This window comes from Pseudomonas sp. BRG-100 (genome assembly GCF_000737955.1).
GTDB lineage: Bacteria > Pseudomonadota > Gammaproteobacteria > Pseudomonadales > Pseudomonadaceae > Aquipseudomonas > Aquipseudomonas synxantha_A.
In genome coordinates this window covers 2965344-2984756 of record NZ_JPRX01000001.1, presented here as the reverse complement: position 1 = coordinate 2984756, position 19413 = coordinate 2965344, and the positions used below count along the sequence as shown (strand labels likewise).

At 58.1% G+C, this 19413-nt stretch carries 22 protein-coding genes; 8 read left to right on the top strand and 14 right to left on the bottom strand.

Translation table 11 applies throughout. From position 1 onward, the window contains the following. Positions 1 to 9: 9 nt before the first annotated feature. The gene (gene rimA / locus JH25_RS14130; protein WP_032878408.1) at positions 10 to 789 is read right to left on the bottom strand and encodes a S6 modification regulatory phosphodiesterase RimA; all 780 of its coding nucleotides are present in this window, start codon (positions 787 to 789) and stop codon (positions 10 to 12) included. A gap of 116 nt (positions 790 to 905) precedes the next feature. Here rimA and JH25_RS14135 point away from each other — a divergent pair, with 116 nt between their 5' ends. Then, complete coding sequence (locus JH25_RS14135; protein ID WP_005783819.1) at positions 906 to 1313, top strand: RNA-binding S4 domain-containing protein; 408 nt, start codon at positions 906 to 908, stop codon at positions 1311 to 1313. Positions 1314 to 1386: 73 nt separating this feature from the next. On the opposite strand, the gene JH25_RS14140 is transcribed toward JH25_RS14135, so the two are convergent. Further along, complete coding sequence (locus tag JH25_RS14140) at positions 1387 to 2190, bottom strand: phosphatase PAP2 family protein (protein ID WP_032878407.1); 804 nt, start codon at positions 2188 to 2190, stop codon at positions 1387 to 1389. A 124-nt stretch (positions 2191 to 2314) separates the two neighbouring features. On the opposite strand from JH25_RS14140, the gene hslO reads away from it, so the two are divergent. Both hslO and JH25_RS14150 read left to right on the top strand, forming a co-directional pair. Further along, complete coding sequence (hslO, locus tag JH25_RS14145; protein ID WP_005783822.1) at positions 2315 to 3217, top strand: Hsp33 family molecular chaperone HslO; 903 nt, start codon at positions 2315 to 2317, stop codon at positions 3215 to 3217. A 179-nt stretch (positions 3218 to 3396) separates the two neighbouring features. Continuing rightward, on the top strand, positions 3397 to 4938 hold the full coding sequence (locus JH25_RS14150) for a phosphoenolpyruvate carboxykinase (RefSeq protein ID WP_005783824.1): 1542 nt from the start codon (positions 3397 to 3399) through the stop codon (positions 4936 to 4938). 57 nt (positions 4939 to 4995) lie between these two features. On the opposite strand, the gene JH25_RS14155 is transcribed toward JH25_RS14150, so the two are convergent. The 7 genes from JH25_RS14155 to JH25_RS28075 all read right to left on the bottom strand — a co-directional run bounded on the left by JH25_RS14155 (position 4996) and on the right by JH25_RS28075 (position 9221). Beyond that, on the bottom strand, positions 4996 to 5859 hold the full coding sequence (locus JH25_RS14155; RefSeq protein WP_236648043.1) for a DMT family transporter: 864 nt from the start codon (positions 5857 to 5859) through the stop codon (positions 4996 to 4998). A 160-nt stretch (positions 5860 to 6019) separates the two neighbouring features. Continuing rightward, positions 6020 to 6376: a DUF1493 family protein gene (locus JH25_RS29255; RefSeq protein WP_032881147.1), complete on the bottom strand. Its 357-nt coding sequence runs from the start codon at positions 6374 to 6376 to the stop codon at positions 6020 to 6022. A gap of 269 nt (positions 6377 to 6645) precedes the next feature. Further along, a complete protein-coding gene (locus JH25_RS28085) occupies positions 6646 to 7278 on the bottom strand; it encodes a DUF1493 family protein (RefSeq protein ID WP_236648041.1) in 633 nt (210 codons plus the stop codon). A gap of 16 nt (positions 7279 to 7294) precedes the next feature. Then, positions 7295 to 7777 carry a hypothetical protein gene (locus tag JH25_RS28080; protein ID WP_078820039.1) on the bottom strand — a complete coding sequence of 161 codons (483 nt, stop codon included), beginning with the start codon at positions 7775 to 7777 and terminating at the stop codon, positions 7295 to 7297. 276 nt (positions 7778 to 8053) lie between these two features. Next, positions 8054 to 8329, bottom strand: coding sequence for a hypothetical protein (locus tag JH25_RS14170; protein ID WP_032878404.1), 276 nt, complete (start codon positions 8327 to 8329; stop codon positions 8054 to 8056). 122 nt (positions 8330 to 8451) lie between these two features. After that, entirely contained in the window at positions 8452 to 9051 is a 600-nt protein-coding gene (locus JH25_RS14175; protein ID WP_032878403.1) for a putative adenosine monophosphate-protein transferase Fic, read from the bottom strand. Beyond that, the gene (locus tag JH25_RS28075) at positions 9051 to 9221 is read right to left on the bottom strand and encodes a YhfG family protein (RefSeq protein ID WP_005783831.1); all 171 of its coding nucleotides are present in this window, start codon (positions 9219 to 9221) and stop codon (positions 9051 to 9053) included. The genes JH25_RS14175 and JH25_RS28075 overlap by 1 nt, the downstream gene beginning before the upstream one ends. A gap of 267 nt (positions 9222 to 9488) precedes the next feature. Between JH25_RS28075 and JH25_RS14180 the strand changes: the two genes are divergently transcribed. Both JH25_RS14180 and JH25_RS14185 read left to right on the top strand, forming a co-directional pair. Further along, the gene (locus JH25_RS14180) at positions 9489 to 11426 is read left to right on the top strand and encodes a RecQ family ATP-dependent DNA helicase (protein WP_032878402.1); all 1938 of its coding nucleotides are present in this window, start codon (positions 9489 to 9491) and stop codon (positions 11424 to 11426) included. 12 nt (positions 11427 to 11438) lie between these two features. Further along, the gene (locus JH25_RS14185) at positions 11439 to 11870 is read left to right on the top strand and encodes an acyl-CoA thioesterase (protein WP_032878401.1); all 432 of its coding nucleotides are present in this window, start codon (positions 11439 to 11441) and stop codon (positions 11868 to 11870) included. A gap of 67 nt (positions 11871 to 11937) precedes the next feature. Here the strand turns inward: JH25_RS14185 and JH25_RS14190 are convergent, their stop codons facing one another. From JH25_RS14190 to fdhD, 3 genes are all read right to left on the bottom strand, one after another. Beyond that, positions 11938 to 12423, bottom strand: coding sequence for a glycine zipper domain-containing protein (locus JH25_RS14190; protein ID WP_005783837.1), 486 nt, complete (start codon positions 12421 to 12423; stop codon positions 11938 to 11940). A gap of 258 nt (positions 12424 to 12681) precedes the next feature. Continuing rightward, entirely contained in the window at positions 12682 to 15030 is a 2349-nt protein-coding gene (locus JH25_RS14195) for an FdhF/YdeP family oxidoreductase (RefSeq protein WP_032878400.1), read from the bottom strand. Then, positions 15027 to 15866 carry a formate dehydrogenase accessory sulfurtransferase FdhD gene (gene fdhD / locus JH25_RS14200; RefSeq protein ID WP_032878399.1) on the bottom strand — a complete coding sequence of 280 codons (840 nt, stop codon included), beginning with the start codon at positions 15864 to 15866 and terminating at the stop codon, positions 15027 to 15029. The genes JH25_RS14195 and fdhD overlap by 4 nt, the downstream gene beginning before the upstream one ends. A gap of 243 nt (positions 15867 to 16109) precedes the next feature. Here fdhD and lysM point away from each other — a divergent pair, with 243 nt between their 5' ends. After that, entirely contained in the window at positions 16110 to 16550 is a 441-nt protein-coding gene (gene lysM, locus JH25_RS14205) for a peptidoglycan-binding protein LysM (RefSeq protein ID WP_032878398.1), read from the top strand. A 107-nt stretch (positions 16551 to 16657) separates the two neighbouring features. Here the strand turns inward: lysM and yrfG are convergent, their stop codons facing one another. Continuing rightward, entirely contained in the window at positions 16658 to 17320 is a 663-nt protein-coding gene (gene yrfG / locus JH25_RS14210) for a GMP/IMP nucleotidase (protein WP_032878397.1), read from the bottom strand. A gap of 87 nt (positions 17321 to 17407) precedes the next feature. Between yrfG and nudE the strand changes: the two genes are divergently transcribed. Together nudE and cysQ are read left to right on the top strand one after the other, a co-directional pair. Further along, a complete protein-coding gene (gene nudE, locus JH25_RS14215; protein ID WP_005783845.1) occupies positions 17408 to 17974 on the top strand; it encodes an ADP compounds hydrolase NudE in 567 nt (188 codons plus the stop codon). Further along, positions 17971 to 18807 carry a 3'(2'),5'-bisphosphate nucleotidase CysQ gene (gene cysQ, locus JH25_RS14220; protein ID WP_005783847.1) on the top strand — a complete coding sequence of 279 codons (837 nt, stop codon included), beginning with the start codon at positions 17971 to 17973 and terminating at the stop codon, positions 18805 to 18807. Before nudE ends, cysQ begins: the two co-directional genes overlap by 4 nt. A 128-nt stretch (positions 18808 to 18935) precedes the next feature. Here cysQ and JH25_RS14225 read toward each other — a convergent pair whose 3' ends face one another. Further along, a complete protein-coding gene (locus JH25_RS14225) occupies positions 18936 to 19391 on the bottom strand; it encodes a thioesterase domain-containing protein (RefSeq protein WP_032878395.1) in 456 nt (151 codons plus the stop codon). Positions 19392 to 19413 lie beyond the last annotated feature (22 nt).

Sequence of the window (19413 nt, the reverse complement as noted above, 5' to 3'; positions counted from 1 at the left end):
GGGTACCGGTCAATTTGCCCAGGCTTGAGGAGAAACCTTGGCCAGGGCATTGAATGCAGGTTTGGCGAACCAAAAACCCTGCATCAGAAATATTCCACAGTCGGAGAGGAAATCCCGCTCGCCAGCACTTTCGATGCCTTCGGCGATGACAGTAACTCCCAACTGCTCACAGATTGTGACAATCCCCTGGACGATCACCTGACGGACACGGTCTTGATCGACATCGCGAATCAACGCCATGTCGAGTTTGATCAGGTCGGGTTGGAAATCGGCCAGCAGGTTCAGCCCCGAATAGCCCGCACCGAAGTCGTCGATGGCGGTCTTGAAGCCGAATTCGCGATATTCACGCAGAATATTCGTCAAATGGCGATAGTTATCTACATGCTCGCTTTCCAGGGTCTCGAAAATCAGCCGGTCCAGCGGGAAATTGTGCGCCCGGGCGGCCTCCAGGGTGCTGCGAATACACAGTTCCGGACGGTATACGGCATTGGGCATGAAATTGATGGAAAGGTGAGTCTGCATGCCCAGCGCTGCGGCACCGGCAATGGCCTTGGTTCGGCAGCGCTGGTCGAAGCGGTAGCGATTGGTTTCGTTGACCTGGGCCAGCACCGAGAGTGCGCCTTCTCCCTGGGTTCCGCGCACCAAGGCTTCGTTGGCGAATATCGAGTGGTCACGCAGGTCTACGATAGGCTGGTAGGCGAACGCAAAGTCGAACCCCAGAGGCTCGCTTTGCTGGCAACCCACGCACCGCTGGTTGGGCGAGGTGAGTGAAAGGGGGAAGTCGGTCACAGCGTATCCTCGCGAAAACAGGGTGCTACCTGGCGTATCTTAGGTGAGCCTTGGGGTTTATGCGTCGAAGGGTTTCAACGGTAAGGTTGCGACATTTTTCAGAGCGAGGAATTCAAGTGGGTCAAAAACAGGAAGAGGAAGAAAAGGTCCGACTGGACAAGTGGTTGTGGGCCGCGCGGTTCTACAAAACCCGTGCCTTGGCCAAGGCCGCAATCGAAAGCGGGAAGGTTCATCATCGCGGCGAGCGCTGCAAGCCGGGCAAAGAGCCACGTATCGGCGATGAGTTTCAGATTCGTACAGGGTTTGATGAAAAGACCGTCGTGGTGCAGGCGCTATCTGTCGTGCGCCGTGGGGCACCCGAAGCGCAGGCGCTGTACACCGAGACCGAAGCGAGTATCGCCAAGCGCGAAAACGCAGCGGCCATGCGCAAGGCGGGAGCGACTGGAATGACCACCGATGGCAAGCCAAGCAAGAAGCAGCGCCGCGATCTATTCAAGTTCCGCGGCAGCGGCAACGACGATTGATTACGAATCTCCTGCCGGCAGCAGATCAAAATGTGGGAGGGAGCAAGCCCCCTCCCACATTTAACCCGCGTATTTAAGGAGCGGTGCGTATGACGCTCAATCGCCCGATCACCGGCAGTTTTCCAAGCAACCCGAACACCGGCGCGGTTACCCGCAACAGGAACCCCGACACCTTCGCCGCAAACGGCGTGTAATACCCCCACCCCAGCGCCAACAGCGCCAGCAATACGCCACCTATGTAATCGTCCTGACCCCAGTGCGCGCCCGCAACCAGGCGCGGCATCATGAACAGCAGCGCCAGGCCCCAGATCACCAGCACCTGGCCGATGCGCTTGGCAAATACGGTCATGAACATCCCCCAGATCAACAGCACCGAGGCATGGTCGCCCGGGAAGCTCTGGCTGGAACGGTCCTTCAACTCCCAGGTTTTCTCCAGTCCCGGGAAAAAATCACTCATCTGAATCGCGCCGCTGATCACCATGGATGGGCTGCTGTGCTGCCAGCCCATATGCGCCGCGAGTTTGGAGAACAACATGCGAATAAACAGCAACAGCAGCAGAATGCCGAGAAAACCAAAAAACGCCTGGCGCACCTGCACGGCCTTGAACACCCAGTCGCCGCGGATCAGCAGCGTCAGCAAAATAACGCCGACCACTGCATCAAACGGCCGCAGGCTGGCCACGGCCCACACATGCAGCCAGGTCGAATTGGTTGCCAGCGGGCCATTGAGTAGATGAAACAGCCACTCGTCGAAAATCACACACAGCATCTGGCCCGTGGGCCACAGCCAAAAACACAGCAGTCCGATAGCGAGTAGATTGCAAAGAGCCCATCGCCGGAGGTTCCAGTTGGCTTGGAACAAACCCGGATTGTTCATAAACTGTCCCTCATCGCTCTATTCAGCTCCTTGAATTCAGGAGAAGTCGCACCAAGATGGTGCTAAAGCGTTTAATTTTATAAACCTTGTAATCATTTTGTCATCACTTCAGATACCCAGACCTATGACTGATCTACCGGATACCGACTTCACCCAACGCTTCATCTTCGATGAGAGCGATGCCCGCGGCGAGATGGTGTCGTTGGAGCTCAGCTATGCCGAAGTCCTTGCCAAGCACGCCTATCCGGAGCCGGTCGCGCAATTGCTCGGCGAGCTGATGGCCGCCGCGGCGCTGCTGGTTGGCACCATGAAGTTCGACGGGTTGCTGATCTTGCAGGCCCGTTCCGAAGGGCCGGTGCCCATGTTGATGATCGAGTGCTCCAGCGAGCGCGAAATCCGTGGCCTGGCCCGTTATGAAGCCGACCAGATCGCCGCGGACGCCACCCTGGCCGACCTGATGCCCAATGGCGTCCTGGCACTCACCGTCGACCCGACCGAAGGCCAACGCTACCAGGGCATTGTCGACCTCGATGGCCAAACCCTGTCGGAGTGCTTCACCAACTACTTCGTAATGTCCCAGCAGGTGGGCACCAAGTTCTGGCTTAACGCCGACGGCAAACGTGCCCGTGGTTTGCTGGTGCAACAATTGCCGGCCGACCGCATCAAGGATGAGGATGATCGTGCCGAAAGCTGGCGGCATATCATCGCCTTGGCTGATACGTTGAAGGCCGAAGAACTGCTGGGCCTGGACAACGAAACCATCCTGCACCGCCTTTACCATGAAGAGGCTGTGCGGTTGTTTGACTCGCAAGCCTTGCACTTTCATTGCAGCTGTTCGCGCGAGCGTTCAGGCAACGCCTTGGTCAGCCTGGGCCTGGAAGATGCGCAAAATCTGGTGGTGGAACACGGCGGCCATATCGAGATTGATTGCCAGTTCTGCAACCAGCGCTACCTGTTCGATGCCGCTGATGTAGCCCAATTGTTCGCCGGAGCGGGCATCGACACCCCTTCCGACACCCGCCACTAAAACGTTTAAGCACAGGTAAATCACCTGACAAACGCCGGATTAGAGGTGTTCTGACGGGAGGGCCCTACTCTTTTTGGGCTTTTCTGGCATAATCCGGCCCACTTTTTTCGCGGTAGTAGTGCGCAACTTTCTACTACAAAACGTTTGGAGCACTCGGCCATAGGCCGACGGGGAACCTCATGACGCAAGCCAATAACGCCGTATACACCGATCTGAGTGTTGACGATCTGGTCAAAGAAGCCCTGCAGCGCGGTGAAGGCGTGCTTGCCGATACTGGTGCGCTGGTTGTCGAAACCGGTCACCGCACCGGTCGTTCGCCGGTCGACCGTTTTATCGTTGAAGAGCCTTCCACCCAGGACGCCATTGCCTGGGGCCCGATCAACCGCAAGTTCCCAGCCGACAAGTTCGATGCCCTGTGGGCTCGCGTCGAGGCGTTCAACAACGCGCAAGAGCATTTCGTTTCCCATGTTCACGTAGGGGCTGCAGAAGACCACTACCTGGCCGTGAAAATGACCACCCAGACTGCCTGGCAGAACCTGTTCGGTCGTTGCCTGTTCATCAACCCGGCCCAGTACAACCCGGCCGGTCGTGAAGAGTGGCAAGTGCTCAACGTGGCCAACTTCGAGTGCGTGCCAGAGCGCGACGGCACCAACTCCGACGGTTGCGTGATCCTCAACTTCGCACAGAAAAAAGTGCTGATCGCCGGTATGCGTTACGCCGGTGAAATGAAAAAAGCCATGTTCTCGGTGCAGAACTTCCTGCTGCCGGCCGCCGACGTACTGCCGATGCACTGCGCCGCCAACATTGGCGAAGCAGGCGACGTGACCCTGTTCTTCGGCCTGTCCGGCACCGGCAAGACCACCCTGTCCGCCGACGAAAGCCGTTACCTGATCGGTGACGACGAACACGGCTGGGGCGAAGGCGTAGTGTTCAACATCGAAGGCGGTTGCTATGCCAAGTGCATCGACCTGTCGGAGAAGAACGAGCCGGTTATCTGGAAAGCCATCAAGCACGGCGCCGTGCTGGAAAACGTCGTGATCGACGAGGCCAAGCACGCCGACTACGCTGATGTCAGCCTGACCCAGAACAGCCGTGCCGCCTACCCGCTGGAGCACGTTGCCAAGCGTTCCGAGAAGAACCTGGGCGGCGAGCCAAACGCAGTGATCTTCCTGACCTGCGACCTGACCGGCGTACTGCCGCCAGTGTCGATCCTCAGCGAAGAACAAGCGGCCTACCACTTCCTGTCCGGCTACACCGCGTTGGTGGGCTCGACTGAAATGGGTTCGGGCAGCGGCATCAAGTCGACTTTCTCCACCTGCTTCGGCGCGCCGTTCTTCCCACGCCCGGCTGGCGAATACGCAGAGCTTCTGATCAAGCGCATCCGTGGTTTCGGCTCCAAGGTCTACCTGGTCAACACCGGCTGGACCGGTGGCGGCTACGGCGTTGGCAAGCGCTTCAACATCCCGACTACTCGCGGCGTGATTGCAGCGATCCAGAGCGGCGCGTTGATCGGTGCGCAAACTGAACACCTGGACACCATCAACCTCGACGTGCCATTGGCCGTACCGGGCGTTGAAACCGGCCTGTTGAACCCACGTAACACCTGGGCTGACAAAGCTGCCTACGACGAAGCCGCGAAGGCGCTGGCTGGTCTGTTTATCGAGAACTTCAAGAAGTTTGAAGTGAGCGATGCGATCAAGGCTGCGGGTCCTAAGTTGTAAGACTCAGCTGTTGTGAAAAAGCCGCCTTTTGCAGGCGGCTTTTTTGTGCGCGCAGGGTTAGTGGGCGATGTGCAGCAGCACCGCGCCGACCAGCACCAGCACAACCCCGAGCACCTGTACTGCCGACAAGCGCTCCTTGAAAAACACAAACCCCAGGATCGCCGCGATACCGCCTGACAGCGTACTGATCACGGTCACCACCGAAACCGAGCCGGCCATCGCCCCCCACGAAAACGCCGAGAACCCGCCGAGGTTCATCAGGCTCGCACCGGTCAACGTCGCGCAATTTTTCAGTGGTGGGATCTTCAGGCCGTCCTTGATCTTAAGCACCATCACCACCAGCACGCACAGGCCCACCAGGTAACCCAGCCACAACATCGTTATCGGCCCCAGCGCCGGCAGCGTGTAGCGCCCTTGCAACCAGAAACTGGTGCCGTACAGCGTTGCTGCGAGCATGGCGTAGGCGATGGACAGGCGCGGGTTGTTGTGGGGCGTACCGTTGTCCTTGTGGATGCTGGAGAGGATCACTCCGAGTACGCACAGCGCGATGCAGCCGAGTTGGACCAGGCTGATATGTTCACCGCTGGCCCAGGACAACAGGGTGGTTACTACACCATAAGAAGTGACCAATGGCGCGACGATGGCGGCTTTGCCCAGGGCGAAAGCCTTGGACAGCGCGAGGGCTCCAGAGACGGTCAGCAGGGCCGCTGCGATGCCCAGGAGCCAGACGCTCAACGGCGCATCGAGGGATTTGAACAGGAAGGCCGGGAAAATGACCAGCAGCAGAGTCATGATCAGAAAGCCAAGGGCTTGGCCAAAATACACCGCGCGTTTAACGCCAACGGCGCGGGCATTGAGGCCCACGAGAAAGTCCGTGCCACCCCAGAGCAGGGCGGCCAGCAGGCCCATTAGTACGTCCATGTAAGGTCCTTGTTATGCATACCGCTCGCCAGATTAACGCAGAACCAATGTGGGAGGGGGCTTGCTCCCGATGGCGGTGAATCAGTCAGCTTATCTATAGCTGACCCACCGCAATCGGGGGCAAGCCCCCTCCCACATTTGGATCTCAGTGCTCTTGGGATCAGCTCAGGTTTTCCAAGGTCTGCGTGTCCCACCTTTGGGTCTTGATCGCCAGGTAGAGCATACCGATGGTCAGCGGTATTTTGTCGCCACGGCCTTTGGCGCGCCGCTTCAAGAATACGTCGAACATCGGCGGCTGAAAGTAACGATAAGCGTCGTAGTCGCTTAGGTCGACCCCAAAATCCTGTTCCAGCGCCTCCATGAATTGCTTGGCCTCAACGCCATCGCAAGCAAGGTCGAAGTTGAGCGAGGTTTGCAGGCTAATGGTCTTGTGTTGCGGCAGACCGATTTCTTCATGCAGCAATTGCAGGAGCTGCTGCATGACGGGGTCTTCGGGGAAGTGGGGGGCCAGGTTCATGGTGGGGGCACGTAGGAGTGGGTGAGGGGGCCTGTTACGCTTCAGGCGGTATTTGTTTCGAGTGATAAAGAGAGCCAAGCCTATCAAGAACAGTGCCAGGGGAAGGAGTTGAATGTTCAGAATGATGGCGACGTAGGGCAGCCAGAACAATAGAACCAGTCCCGTTATGATGAAGGTAACGGCGAAACGCTTTCTTAATGAGCAGTCGGTTATTTGGTAGTGCAGCAAAAGGTATAGCCCGATAAAGCACACTAATTGCAGGTAGAGGTTCATGGCTCATGGCACCTCTTCGCTTCGAGTGTCTGGGTATCCCAGTGCTTGGCTTTGACAGCCTGATAGAGCATGTCGATGGTAAGTGGGAGCTTTTCCTCACTGCCTCTTTCTACATATCGCAAATGTGCGTCAAGGCTGCGGTGTTTGAAGTAGCGGCTGTTTTTGTAGTCGCCTGATCTCAGGCCAAATTCTTGCTTCAGTACCCTCATTAATTGCTTGGCTTCGGTACTGCTACAGCCAAGATCATGATTGACCGATGTGTCGAGGGTGATCGCCTTGTGCTTGGGCAGGCCGATACCTTCGTGCAGGACTTGCAGAAGGTGAAGCATGATCGGGTCGTCAGGGAAGTCAGGCGCAAGGTTCAAGATTGGGGCAATCAACAAAGGGTGAGTGGTTTTTACTCTGCGATAGATATTCGGGGTGCTCAGCAACCCGATGCCTGTCACGAAGGCGACTATCGGCAGGCTTTCAAGCTGTGCCCCTATGGTCCAAGAAGTGGCATACAGCAGAACTGTTGGGCCTGTTATCAATAGACAGAGCCCAAGCCATTTTCTGAGTACGGGCAACTTTATTGTCTTATCAATAACGGCGGCCAGTACTAGGAAGAGAAGCAGATTGATCCACTGCATGTGTTCATTCACCGCACTAGCCACCTTGGAACTGCCGAACCATTGCCGACAATGATCGCTGAGGACCAATTCCGCCGTTGACCTGTGCGTCGACGCCGATAACAACGTCACCGGCGTGATAGCTGCGAATAATGCCTTTAATCGTCAGGCTAACAGCTGCTCCGGCAGCGAGCCCAATTGGAGGCGATACCAGGCTCATTGGAGCTGATACTGCGCCGCCGATGAGTCCTGCAACGATTTCCCCGCGAACGTTGAGCAAGTCAGCTCGTTGCCGGGTCAGCGGTTTGGAGATAGCAACAGTCATCTTGCAAGGCAAATCACGGGCAAGCATTTTTTCGTAGAGATCGACTAGTCGATGACGCACCTCGTTTGCGCTGGAGCCAGCTTCTAATAAACACAGCTTTGCCAGCACGTGTCGGTGGGTTGGTAAAATCGTAAGGCGAATCACCGTGAAAGTGATGCCATAGTGACCGACATATTGAGTCCTTTCGATGTTCACAAATTTATGCCGACAGAGCTTGGAGAGGGCGCTAGTTTCGCTCAGGCGAAAGGTATTTCCGTAGAGGGCGAGCGATTGTTTGAAGCAGTTTGGGAAGCGGACGTCGCGCCATTTGGTGGTTTCTTACAGTGGTTTCCTGGGTTTACGGCTTGATACCGATTTGGCAGGCTGAACTGGCAAAAAGTGGGAGCCGGGCTTGCCCGCGATGGCGGTGCGTCAGGTTTAAAAAATATAGCCCGATACGCCGCCATCGCAGGCAAGCCAGCTCCCACACGTTTAGCTGTGTAGCGGATCGCTTTGTGTTGGTTGGTCGGCCGCTGGTCGCATTTGCACGTGTTGAGTAGCTTCGAGCAAATCACAGCCGTCCTGAACGAGCAGGTACAGCGCATTGATGATGTGAGAAATGTCTTTGAGGTCGGCGTGTTCGAAGGTCAGGCAAGAGAAGGTTTCCACTAAATCGCTGGCGGCGCGGATACGCTGGTGGGCGGCGGATTGGATGTCATCACAGTGTTCCAATACAGATTCAAAGAAATACGCCAGAGGAGCTGGCACGTTTGTCTCTGCTGTTTTTCGGGTGACCAAACCCGGTCGCTGAATTGGCAGCGACGAGCTGAACCTTAGAAGTGAGGTTGTTCTCGAGCAATAAACATATGGTTTAGTCGTTCGCGGTTCGATCAGGCTCTGGGAGGCTTACTGATACACCGCTCAAAAATCGCCTCCAGTCCTCGATAGTCACACGCCACCGCATCAATATTCGCGGGTATCCATGCCGCGTGTTTCACCAGCCACCAATTCACCGAAAATCCCGCATTCACGATGATCTGTTCAAAGAGGATCCGCTGAGCCCGTCCATTGCCTTCACGGAAGGGATGGATGACATTCAGATCGCCATAAGCTTCAGCGATGTGGTGAACGAGATCGGCCTGGGACGCGCCGGTATACCAATTGGCTTCCTGCATATGCCGAATGATCTTCGCCGCTTCCGGCGGGATGCGCTCCGGGGTGCAGAATAGCGTCTCACCTTTCTGGATGTTGACGCTGCGCAGTTCACCGGCCCAATCGTAGATGTCACCGAACAGGACGCGGTGGATGTGTTGCAGACGATCAAGGTCGTAGGGCGGCGGAAAGAGCGGAAGGTTGCCTACTGCAATCTCGGATAACTCCCGCTCTGCCTCGTGCAGGCGGTGTTCATCGAGCAAATCGAGGCGGTTGCGCAGGACGCTGCTACCGGGGTAGCAGTACGGGTCCTGGCCCACCCCGTATTTGTCGAGCATCAGCGTGAGGTATTGCGGTATTTGGCCAGGACGGCTTCGCGGGTCGGCAGGGGCTTGTCGACATCGGCCGGTTGGGTATCGAACCCTTCCAGGCGCAGGCTAGCCAGATAATTGGAACGGCGGATCTTGTGATAGTGATCCTGTTTTTGCTCAAACGTCAGTTCGCTCATTGCAGCGTACTCCTGGTTAGCAAGGCTTTGATTGTAGCGCAATGCATCAGGGGGAAGGCAGGATAAAAACCAAGTCGTAACCTGTATCAAAAACCCGCCGAAGATCTTAATTCAATGTGAGCTTTCGCAATATTCCCCTTCGGCCCTGGGCCATCCTCTGCCTGTGTATCATCCTGTCTCTTATTTCCTTGCGACCTTTCTCGATTCGCCGAACTTACTGGGCTACGTTTTTAAGCCACGTTCAGCGGTCAATGGAGTGACAGCCTTATGCACGACACCCTCCAGCAGGTCTTTGGTTATCCACAGTTTCGCCTGGGCCAGGAAGAGACGGTCAGCGCCGTTCTGGCCGGGCGTTCGGCAGCAGCAATCTTCCCTACGGGGTCGGGTAAATCTTTGTGCTACCAGCTGTCGGCTGTGTTGCTGCCGCACCTGACGTTGGTGGTCTCACCCTTGTTGGCGTTGATGCAGGATCAATTGGGGTTTCTGCAGCGCCATGGCATTTCGGCAGGCAGTATCGATTCGGCCCAGAGCCGTGATGAGGCCAACGATGTGATGGCCCGTGCGCGTTCGGGCGAGTTGAAAATCCTGATGATTTCGGTGGAGCGTTTGAAGAACGAGCGCTTTCGTAACTTCCTGCACAGCGTGCAGATTTCGCTGCTGGTGGTGGATGAAGCGCACTGTATCTCCGAATGGGGCCATAACTTCCGCCCGGATTACTTGAAGCTGCCGGACTACCAGCGCCAGTTCAATATCCCACAAGCGTTGCTGCTGACGGCCACGGCGACGCCCAAGGTAATCGCCGACATGCAGGCCAAGTTCGCGATTGCCCCCGGGGATGTGGTGACCACCGGCTTCTATCGGCCCAACCTCAACCTGCTGGTGGAACCGGTCAGCGGTCAGCACAAGCGCCGCAGGTTGGTTGAATGGATGCAGGAGCGGGCCAACCAACCGAGCATCGTCTATGTCACTTTGCAAAAAACCGCCGAACAGATTGCCGAGCATCTGAACCGCCACGGCATTCAGGCCGAGGCTTACCACGCGGGGCTGCCCCACGATAAACGCGAGGGCATCCAGCAGCGGTTCATGGGTGGGCGCTCCAATTGCATTGTCGCGACGATCGCGTTCGGCATGGGCATCGATAAAAGCGATATCCGCAATGTGGTGCACTTCGACCTGCCAAAGTCTATCGAGAACTACAGCCAGGAAATCGGCCGTGCAGGGCGTGACGGGCAGCCGTCGGATTGCCTGGTGTTGGCCAATCGCGACAGCCTCAATGTGCTGGAAAATTTCGTCTACGGCGACACGCCGGAGCAAGAGGGCATTGGCCGTGTCCTCGAGGAGTTGCAGGCCGCACGCAGTGAAGGGCAGTGGGAGTTCCTGCTCAGGTCGTTGTCCGATCACAGCAATATTCGCGAGCTGCCACTCAAGACGCTGCTGGTGCAGTTGGAACTCAAGGGTGTGATCGCGCCGCGCTACGCGTTTTATGCCGAATACCGTTTCAAGTACCTGGTCGAGCCCGACGCTTTGCTCGCACGTTTTTCCGGCGAGCGGCAGCAGTTCGTCGCGGCGATCATCCAGGTGTGCAAGCGTGCGAAAACCTGGGCAACGGTGGATTTCGACGCGCTGTATCAACAGCACAATGCCGAGCGCAGCCGGGTGGTCAAGGCGCTGGATTACTTCCAGGAGCAGGGCCTGATCGAGCTGGAAAGCAAACAGATGACCGAGGTCTACAGTTTGCTCGACACCGATTTCGATCCGGTGGTGTTGAGCGCCGAGTTATACACAGGCTTCAAGCAGCATGAAGTAACGGAGGTGGCGCGGATTCACGCCATGCTCGACCTGTATGCCACCGAGCACTGCCTGGGGCAGCGCCTGGCGCAGTACTTTGGTGATGAAAACGCTCCCCAGCGTTGTGGACATTGTTCGGTGTGCCACGGCCATGTCGCGTATCTGCCGCCTTCGCCAAGCCTGCCGCCGCTTGTGGATAAAAGCTTCATGGGGCTGTGCGGCGATTTTATCCACAGGCATCATGAGCACACTGGCGAGCTGCCCAGTGCCGAGCGGCTGACGCGGTTTCTTGGCGGTATCAGCGTGCCGTTGTTTACCAAGTTGAAGGCGCGGGGCATTCCCGGTTTCGCCGCGCTGGAGGACTACCCCTACGCCGAAGTGCGCGAATGGGCCCGCGCTCAATTAGACCTACTCTGAAGAGACTTGCCGATGCCTGACTCAACGCCCCTGCGCGCCGATTACCGCTACTTCCAGCCGATCACCACGCGTTGGCACGACAACGATGCCTACGGCCATGTGAACAACGTCACCTACTACAGCTTTTTCGATACGGCGGTGAATACCTACCTGATCGAACAGGGCGGGCTGGATATTCACGACGGTGAGGTGGTGGGATTCGTGGTGAGTTCGGCGTGCGATTATTTTGCGTCGATTGCCTTTCCCGAGCGCATTGAAATCGGCCTGCGAGTGGGCAAGTTGGGCAACAGTTCGGTGCAGTATGAGCTGGCGGTGTTCAAGGCAGGCGAAGAAGAAGCCTGTGCGGCGGGGCGCTTTGTGCATGTGTTTGTGGATCGGGCCTCGAACCAGCCTGTGCCGATACCGGGGATGTTGCGCGAGGCGTTGCAGCGACTGGTGGTCTGACCTTGCGGCACCCCATGTGGGAGGGGGCTTGCTCCTCCCACATTAGTACTGAGGTGCTCTTCAGAGCTTACCGATGACGGTAGTGGTGCTTGTTCTTGCGATGCCCATAGGCATGACCACGGCCTGGATGGCCATCGCGGTAGTAGCGACGGTCGTCACGGTCGCGGTCGCGATAACGGCGGTCGTCGCGGTCACTTTCGTTACCCATGTAGTTGCCCAGTGCACCGCCCGCGCCACCGCCGGCCGCCGAGCCGATCAGTGCGCCGGTACTGCCGCCGACACTGCGGCCCACGACGTTGCCGCCAGCTGCGCCCAGTGCGCCGCCAATGGCGGCTTCGCCACGGCTGCGCTTGTCGGCGCCGACCGCACTACCACCCGCGCCGCCCAGGGCCGCGCCGATGGTCGAACCGGTATTGCCGCCCAGCTGCTGGCCGACAACAGAACCTAGAACCCCGCCCAATGCGCCGCCTACACCGGCTTCGGTGGTGCCACCGGCCATGGCTGCGCCACTGACCAGGCCAAGGGACAACAAGAGAATCGAGGAAAACTTCATTCAGGGAAACCTCAAGGGGATGACGGCGCGATCCTGAGGTTGTATCGAGCCGCTGACAATCGAAATCCGACCGGCGGCAGAGGTTGTATACAATTTGCTAAGTTGCTGTTTTCTATGGGGAACTTAAGTTGTTTTTACAGGTCTTTAGTTACTTCGGAACGGCCGCTTTTATGCAAAAGCGGCCTTTTTTGTGCCCGTAGAATATGTAGAGATTGTGCGGGCCTCGAAAGCGGTCGTTCAAACAACAAAGATCCCGGGTCAGGCCGAGCGCGCCATGATCAACCCAGTATCACTCGCCGCCTCCAGACGAATCGCGACGAACTTCGACGTTGGCGTATGGCTGCCGTCGCCGGTGCTTTCCAACGGCACCAGTGGGTTCACTTCCGGGTAGTACGCTGCCGCCTGTCCGGCCGGTATATCAAACGCCAGTAAGGTAAAGCCCTTCACCCGGCGCTCACGGCCGTCCTCCCACAGCGACACAATGTCGGCCTTCTGCCCTGGCTTGAAGCCCAGGCGGATGATGTCGGCTTCGTTGACGAACAGCACGTCACGCTGGCCCTTGACGCCACGGTAACGGTCGTCCAGGCCGTAAATAGTGGTGTTGTACTGATCGTGGGAGCGCATCGACTGCATGATCAGGTCTGGTACCCGGCCCGTGGCGTGGGTGCGTTCGTGGATCAGGTCTTTGGGCAGGATGTTAGGGCGGAAATTGGCGCGGCCCGACGGCGTGTTCCAGCGACGTGCACCGGCCGAGTTGCCAAGGTAAAAACCACCTGGGTGCTTGATGCGTTCGTTGAAATCCTTGAAGCCTGGGATGGTGTCGGCGATCAGGTCGCGGATGCGCCCGTAGTCGGCTACCAACCAGTTCCAGTCCACCGGTGTGCTGCCCAGGGTGGCGGCGGCAATTCCGGCGAGGATCGCGGGCTCGGATTTCATCAGCGCCGACAGCGGTTGCAGTTGGCCATTGGAGCCATGGACCATGCTGAACGAATCTTCCACCGTCACCGCTTGCGGGCCGTCGGCCTGGATGTCGATATCAGTACGGCCCAGGCACGGCAGGATCAGTGCGTCTTTACCGTGCATCAGGTGGCTGCGGTTGAGCTTGGTGCTGATTTGCACGGTGAGGTCGCAATTGCGCAGGGCTTCGAAGGTACGCGGGCTGTCAGGCGTGGCTTGGGCGAAGTTGCCGCCCAGGCCGATAAACACCTTGGAGCGGCCTTCGAGCATGGCGTGAATCGCTTCCACCACGTTGTGACCATTGTCTCGCGGCACCTGAAACTGGAAACGACGCTCCAGCGCGTCAAGGAACGCCACCGGTGGGCGCTCGTTGATGCCCATGGTTCGATCGCCCTGCACGTTGCTGTGACCGCGCACGGGGCACAGGCCGGCACCAGGGCGGCCGATATTGCCACGCAGTAGCATCAGGTTGGCGATTTCCTGGATGGTCGGCACCGAGTGACGGTGCTGGGTAATCCCCATTGCCCAGCACATGATCACGTTCTTGCCTTTGGCGTACATGCGCGCCGCTTGCTCGATCTCGACCAGGGTCAGGCCGGATTGCTCGACGATTTCTTCCCATGAGGTGTCGTCGATCTGGCCCAGATACTCCAGTACGTTGGCGGTGTGTTCATTGAGAAAGTCATGGTCGAATACCGCTTCCTTGCCTTCGGCCAGCGCTTGGCGTTCCCACAGCAGCAGGAACTTGGCCATGCCGCGCAGGATCGCCATGTCGCCGCCCAGGGCCGGGCGGAAGTAGGCAGTGTTGGTCGGCTTGTCGCCGTTAGTGAGCATTTCGAGCGGATGTTGCGGGTGCTGGAAGCGCTCCAGGCCGCGCTCTTTCAGGGGGTTGATGCACACCACCTGGGCGCCGCGCTTCACCGCTTCGCGCAACGGTTCAAGCATGCGCGGGTGGTTAGTGCCGGGGTTCTGGCCCCAGACGAAAATAGCGTCGGCATGTTCGAAGTCGTCAAAGGTCACGGTGCCTTTGCCCACGCCCACACTCTGCGCCAGGGCTACGCCGCTGGCTTCGTGGCACATGTTCGAGCAGTCCGGGAAATTGTTGGTGCCGTAGGCGCGCACAAACAACTGATACAGGTAGGCGGCTTCGTTGCTGGCGCGACCCGAGGTGTAGAACTCGGCCATGTTCGGGCTGGGCAAGGCGTTGAGGTGCTTGCCGACCAGGTCAAATGCCGCATCCCAGCTGATGGGGGTGTAGCGGTCGGTTTGTGCGTCATAGCGCATCGGCTCGGTCAGGCGGCCCTGGTATTCCAGCCAATAGTCGCTTTGCTCCAGCAATGCCGTGACGCTGTGCTTGGCGAAGAAGGCTGCATCGACGCGGCGCTTGGTGGCTTCCCAGTTGACCGCCTTGGCGCCGTTTTCACAGAACTTGACCATGCCGCTTTCCGGCGAGTCGCCCCAGGCGCAGCCCGGGCAGTCGAAGCCGCCGTTCTGGTTGGTCTTGAGCATCATGCGCAGGTTTTTAAGCGCGTTATCGCTGGTCAGCCAGGCTTGCGCCACGCTGATCAGGGCGCCCCAGCCGCCGGCCGGGCCTTTATAAGGCTTGTAGCGCGGAGTCGGGGTTTGGTCGGCTTGGTGGTGAAGGCTCATGGCTGGTGCTCCATCGCTGGGCTGTACACCCGTGGCGCGCTTTTCTGCGGCAGGTGGATGAGATTGAGGTTATGCCGGCGCGCCCATTGCAAGGCCAGGCCGGTGGGCGACGACAGGCTGACCAGGGTTTGGATGCCTGCACGCAAGACTTTCTGGATCAATTCAAGGCTGCAGCGGCTGGTAACAATCGCCAGGCCGCCGTCGGTCTGAATCTTTTGGCGGATCAACGCGCCGATCAATTTATCCAAGGCGTTATGCCGGCCGATGTCTTCACGGCCCAACAGCAATTCGCCTTGATCGTTCATAAACACCGCTGCGTGCACTGCACCGCTGTACTGGCCCAACGGTTGGAACGCACTGATGCGCTGGCGCAGGCCGTCGAGCCATTGCGCTGGCGGCAAGGGCGCGCCGGGCAGCACTTGAAGGTCGGGCAGGGCCTGTTCAACCGCTTCTACACCGCACAGGCCGCAGCCGCTGGTGCCCGCCAATTGGCGGCGCTGCTGCTTGAGGTTCCAGAAGGCCCGGCTGGAAATCTGTACCTGAGCATACTGAGCGGAGCCCGCGCCGCTGATTTTGAGATCATAAATATCGCTAACGTCGGCAATAATGCCGCTGCCGAGGCTGAAGCCGACGATAAAATCCTCAAGATCAGTCGGTGTGACCAACATGACAGCCTGACTGATATCGTTATAGGCAATGGCCAACGCCACCTCTTCGGCCAACGCAGTGCTGCCGACTTCAGTGTGTTCAAGATTGCAGTATTGGTAGCTCTGGCTGGCGGCGGGCGCGGGCGTTTCAAGGGCGGGCGCCGCGCAGGTTGGGCGCTTGGCGTTCATGGGGCAGTACCACCGACGGATTGATCAGTGTTCAGACTAGGCGCGACAAAGGGTCGCGTCTAATTGCCAGTATTGATGTATTGATAGATGGCGTCGATCAAGGTTCCCGCCCATTTCGCCGGGGGCTTATTCCAGGGACGGCGGATCTGGATACTTTTGAGTCTTTAGCCGGTTTGGAACCCAAGTCTGCTGGACTGGTCTAGTCTTGGGCATCTGGAAATTAAATCCCAAGGAGAGCGCACCATGAGTATTTTTAGCTTTATCAAAGAAGCCGGCGAAAAGATTGTCGACCTGTTGACGCCGGGTAATGCGAATGCGAGTGAGCAGCTGAAGGAGCATGTGAGCAAGGTGGGCCTGGGTAATCCAAACGTGCAGACTACGGTGGATGGCGACAAGGTCACTGTGACTGGTGAAGTGGCGAGCCAGGAAGAGAAAGAAAAGATCCTTTTGGCGCTGGGTAACATTGCTGGCGTGGCAAGCGTAGACGACCAGATCACTGTAACTGGTCCAGTAGTCGTGGCTTCACGCTTTGTTGTTGTGAAAAGCGGTGACACTCTCAGCGCAATCTCTAAAACGGTTTATGGCGACGCGAATAAGTACGACAAGATTTTCCAGGCTAACAAGCCGCTGCTGTCGCACCCGGACAAAATCTATCCAGGCCAGACACTGCGTATCCCTGAGTAATACGCAGGACAAAATGTGGGAGGGGGCTTGCTCCCGATGGCGGTGGTTCAGCACCTGATACTTGGCTGATACACCGCCATCGGGAGCAAGCCCCCTCCCACATGGGTTCAGAGCCCGACAATGAGATCGCGGTAATCCTCTACTGCCGCAAACTCTGCGGTGTCCTTCGGGCCTTTCTTGCTATCAGGCTCTTTGACTGCCAGCAAATGCCCCACGCCGAAATCCCGGGCACTGCGCAGGATCGGCAAGGTGTCATCGATAAACAGACTACGGGCCGGGTCAAAGTGGATATCGGCTTGCAACGCTTCCCAGAACTGTGGGTTTTCCTTGGGAAAACCGTAGTCATGGGAGCTGATCAATCGCTCGAAATACGGCGCCAGTTCAATGCGTTCCAACTTCAATGACAGCGAATCACGATGAGCGTTGGTGATCATGATCACGCGCTTGCCGGCCTGTTTGATCGCCTTCAGAAAAGTATCGGCATCCGGGCGCAGGGCGATCAGGTGGGCGGTTTCCAACTTGAGTTCGCGCACCGGGATCGCCAGTTCAGTGCTCCAGAAATCCAGGCAATACCATTGCAACTGTCCGGCGTTACGCTCAAACAACGGCTGCAACTCCATTTCGGCCATGGCCCGGCTCACGCCGTGCAGTTCGGCGTATCGGTGGGGCAGGTGTTCCATCCAGAAATGGTTGTCGTAATGCAGGTCGAGCAGGGTGCCGTCCATGTCCAGCAGGACGGTGTCGATGGCGTGCCAGGGCAAAGAGGGCATGGTGCGTTCTCATGTAAGTAAAGATATCCGACACAGACAATCGGAAAAGCCACGGTATAGTAACCCGATCACGCCAAGGAGCCGCTTATGCGCCAGAAACCCACCGTCCTCGCCCGCGAAATAGTCGCCAGTAGCCGTTTGTTCCGCGTGGAGGAAGTGCAGTTGCGCTTTTCCAATGGCGTTGAACGGACCTACGAGCGCCTGGTGGGGCGCGGCGCGGGCTACGGCGCGGTGATGATTGTGGCGATGATCGACGAGGATCATGCATTGCTGGTCGAAGAATACTGCGGTGGCACTGACGAATATGAATTGTCCTTGCCCAAAGGTTTGATCGAGCCCGGCGAGGACGTGCTGGCGGCGGCGGACCGCGAGCTCAAGGAAGAAGCTGGCTATGGCGCACGGCAGTTGGAGCACATCACCGAGCTGTCGTTATCGCCGGGCTATATGAGCCAGAAAATTCAGGTAGTACTGGCCACCGACCTTTACGAAGAGCGCCTGGAGGGCGATGAGCCTGAGCCGATGCGCGTGGACAGGGTCAACCTGCGGGAGCTTTCTGCGCTTGCGCAAAACGAGCAATTCAGCGAGGGCCGAGCGCTTGCCGCGCTGTACCTGGTACGCGATCTGTTGACCCAGCGTGGAGCGTTCAACGCATGAGCGAACTGTTTTTAGGCCACCCGTTTATCGCCCCCGTGATTGAGCTGGCCCGCCAGGCCGGCGAAGCTATCCTGCCCTACTGGCGCGCCAATGTAGCCGTGACCTCCAAAGCGGATGATTCGCCGGTGACGGCTGCCGATCTGGCCGCTCACCATCTGATTCTCGCGGGCCTGACCGCGCTCGATCCGAGTATTCCGGTACTCTCCGAAGAAGACGCCGATATCGATCTGAGCGTGCGTGCCCAGTGGCAGCGCTGGTGGCTGGTGGACCCATTGGATGGCACCAAGGAATTCATTTCCGGCAGCGAAGAATTCACTGTCAATATTGCCTTGATCGAACAGGGCCGCGTGGTGTTCGGCGTAGTGTCGATGCCGACCACTGGCCGTTGCTACTTCGGTGGCGCGGGCCTTGGGGCATGGCGTTCAGATGTGAAGGCCGCACCCAAGCAGATCCAGGTACGCCAGACCCCGGCCGTGGGCGAAGCCTTTACTGTGGTCGCCAGTCGTCGGCATACCAGCCCTGAGCAGGAACGCCTGCTGGATGGCTTGAGCGAAGGTTTGGGCGCGCTGAAGCTGGCGAATATCGGCAGCTCGTTGAAGTTTTGCCTGCTGGCCGAAGGCAGTGCTGACTGCTATCCGCGCCTGGCACCGACCTCACAGTGGGATACCGCTGCGGCACAGGGCGTACTGGAAGGCGCGGGAGGTGAAGTGTTGGAGTTGAATGGTCAGCCGTTCAGCTACCCGGCGCGGGAATCGCTATTGAACCCGTTCTTTCTGGCGCTGCCAGCCAAGGCCGCATGGCGTGAGCGCCTGTTGACCCTGGCCAGATCTTAAGATCACTGCAGAGCAAAATGTGGGAGCATCGCTTGCCCGCGATGACGGAGTGTCAGTCATACAGGTATTGGCTGATCCACCGCTATCGCAGGCAAGCCAGCTCCCACTTTTATTTTATGTAATGGCTGCTAGCGGTGCAGGACGTACTGGCCGGTAAAGGCCACTGCACGCTCCTCACTGCCTTCATTCACAATCCATGTCTCCAGCGCCAACCGCGCCCGTCCATAACGCTTGTACGTCGCCAAGAAACGCTTCCACACTTTTTCTTCCGGCGCCGCGCAAATCGCCGTTGCATCCTGCGTCACCGGCAGCGGATAGCTGATCTGCCCTTCCTGAATCACGATATGACCGTCTTCTATCCCCGCTTCGCGCAGCTTCAGGTGCAGCCAACCCCAGCCTGCCAGTACGGCGCCACAGTAGAGGCTGCCACCGAACATGGTGCTTTTGTGGTTGATATTGGCTTGCAAGGGCAGGTGCAGCTGAAGTTGGTCGTGTCGCCAGTCGAGCACCTTCAGACCCATCTCCCGGGTGAGGGGAATGTCGTGGTGAAGGACGGCTTCCAGGTAACGGCTGTCGCGGCTCATAGCGGTCTCTTGGTGGTAGGCG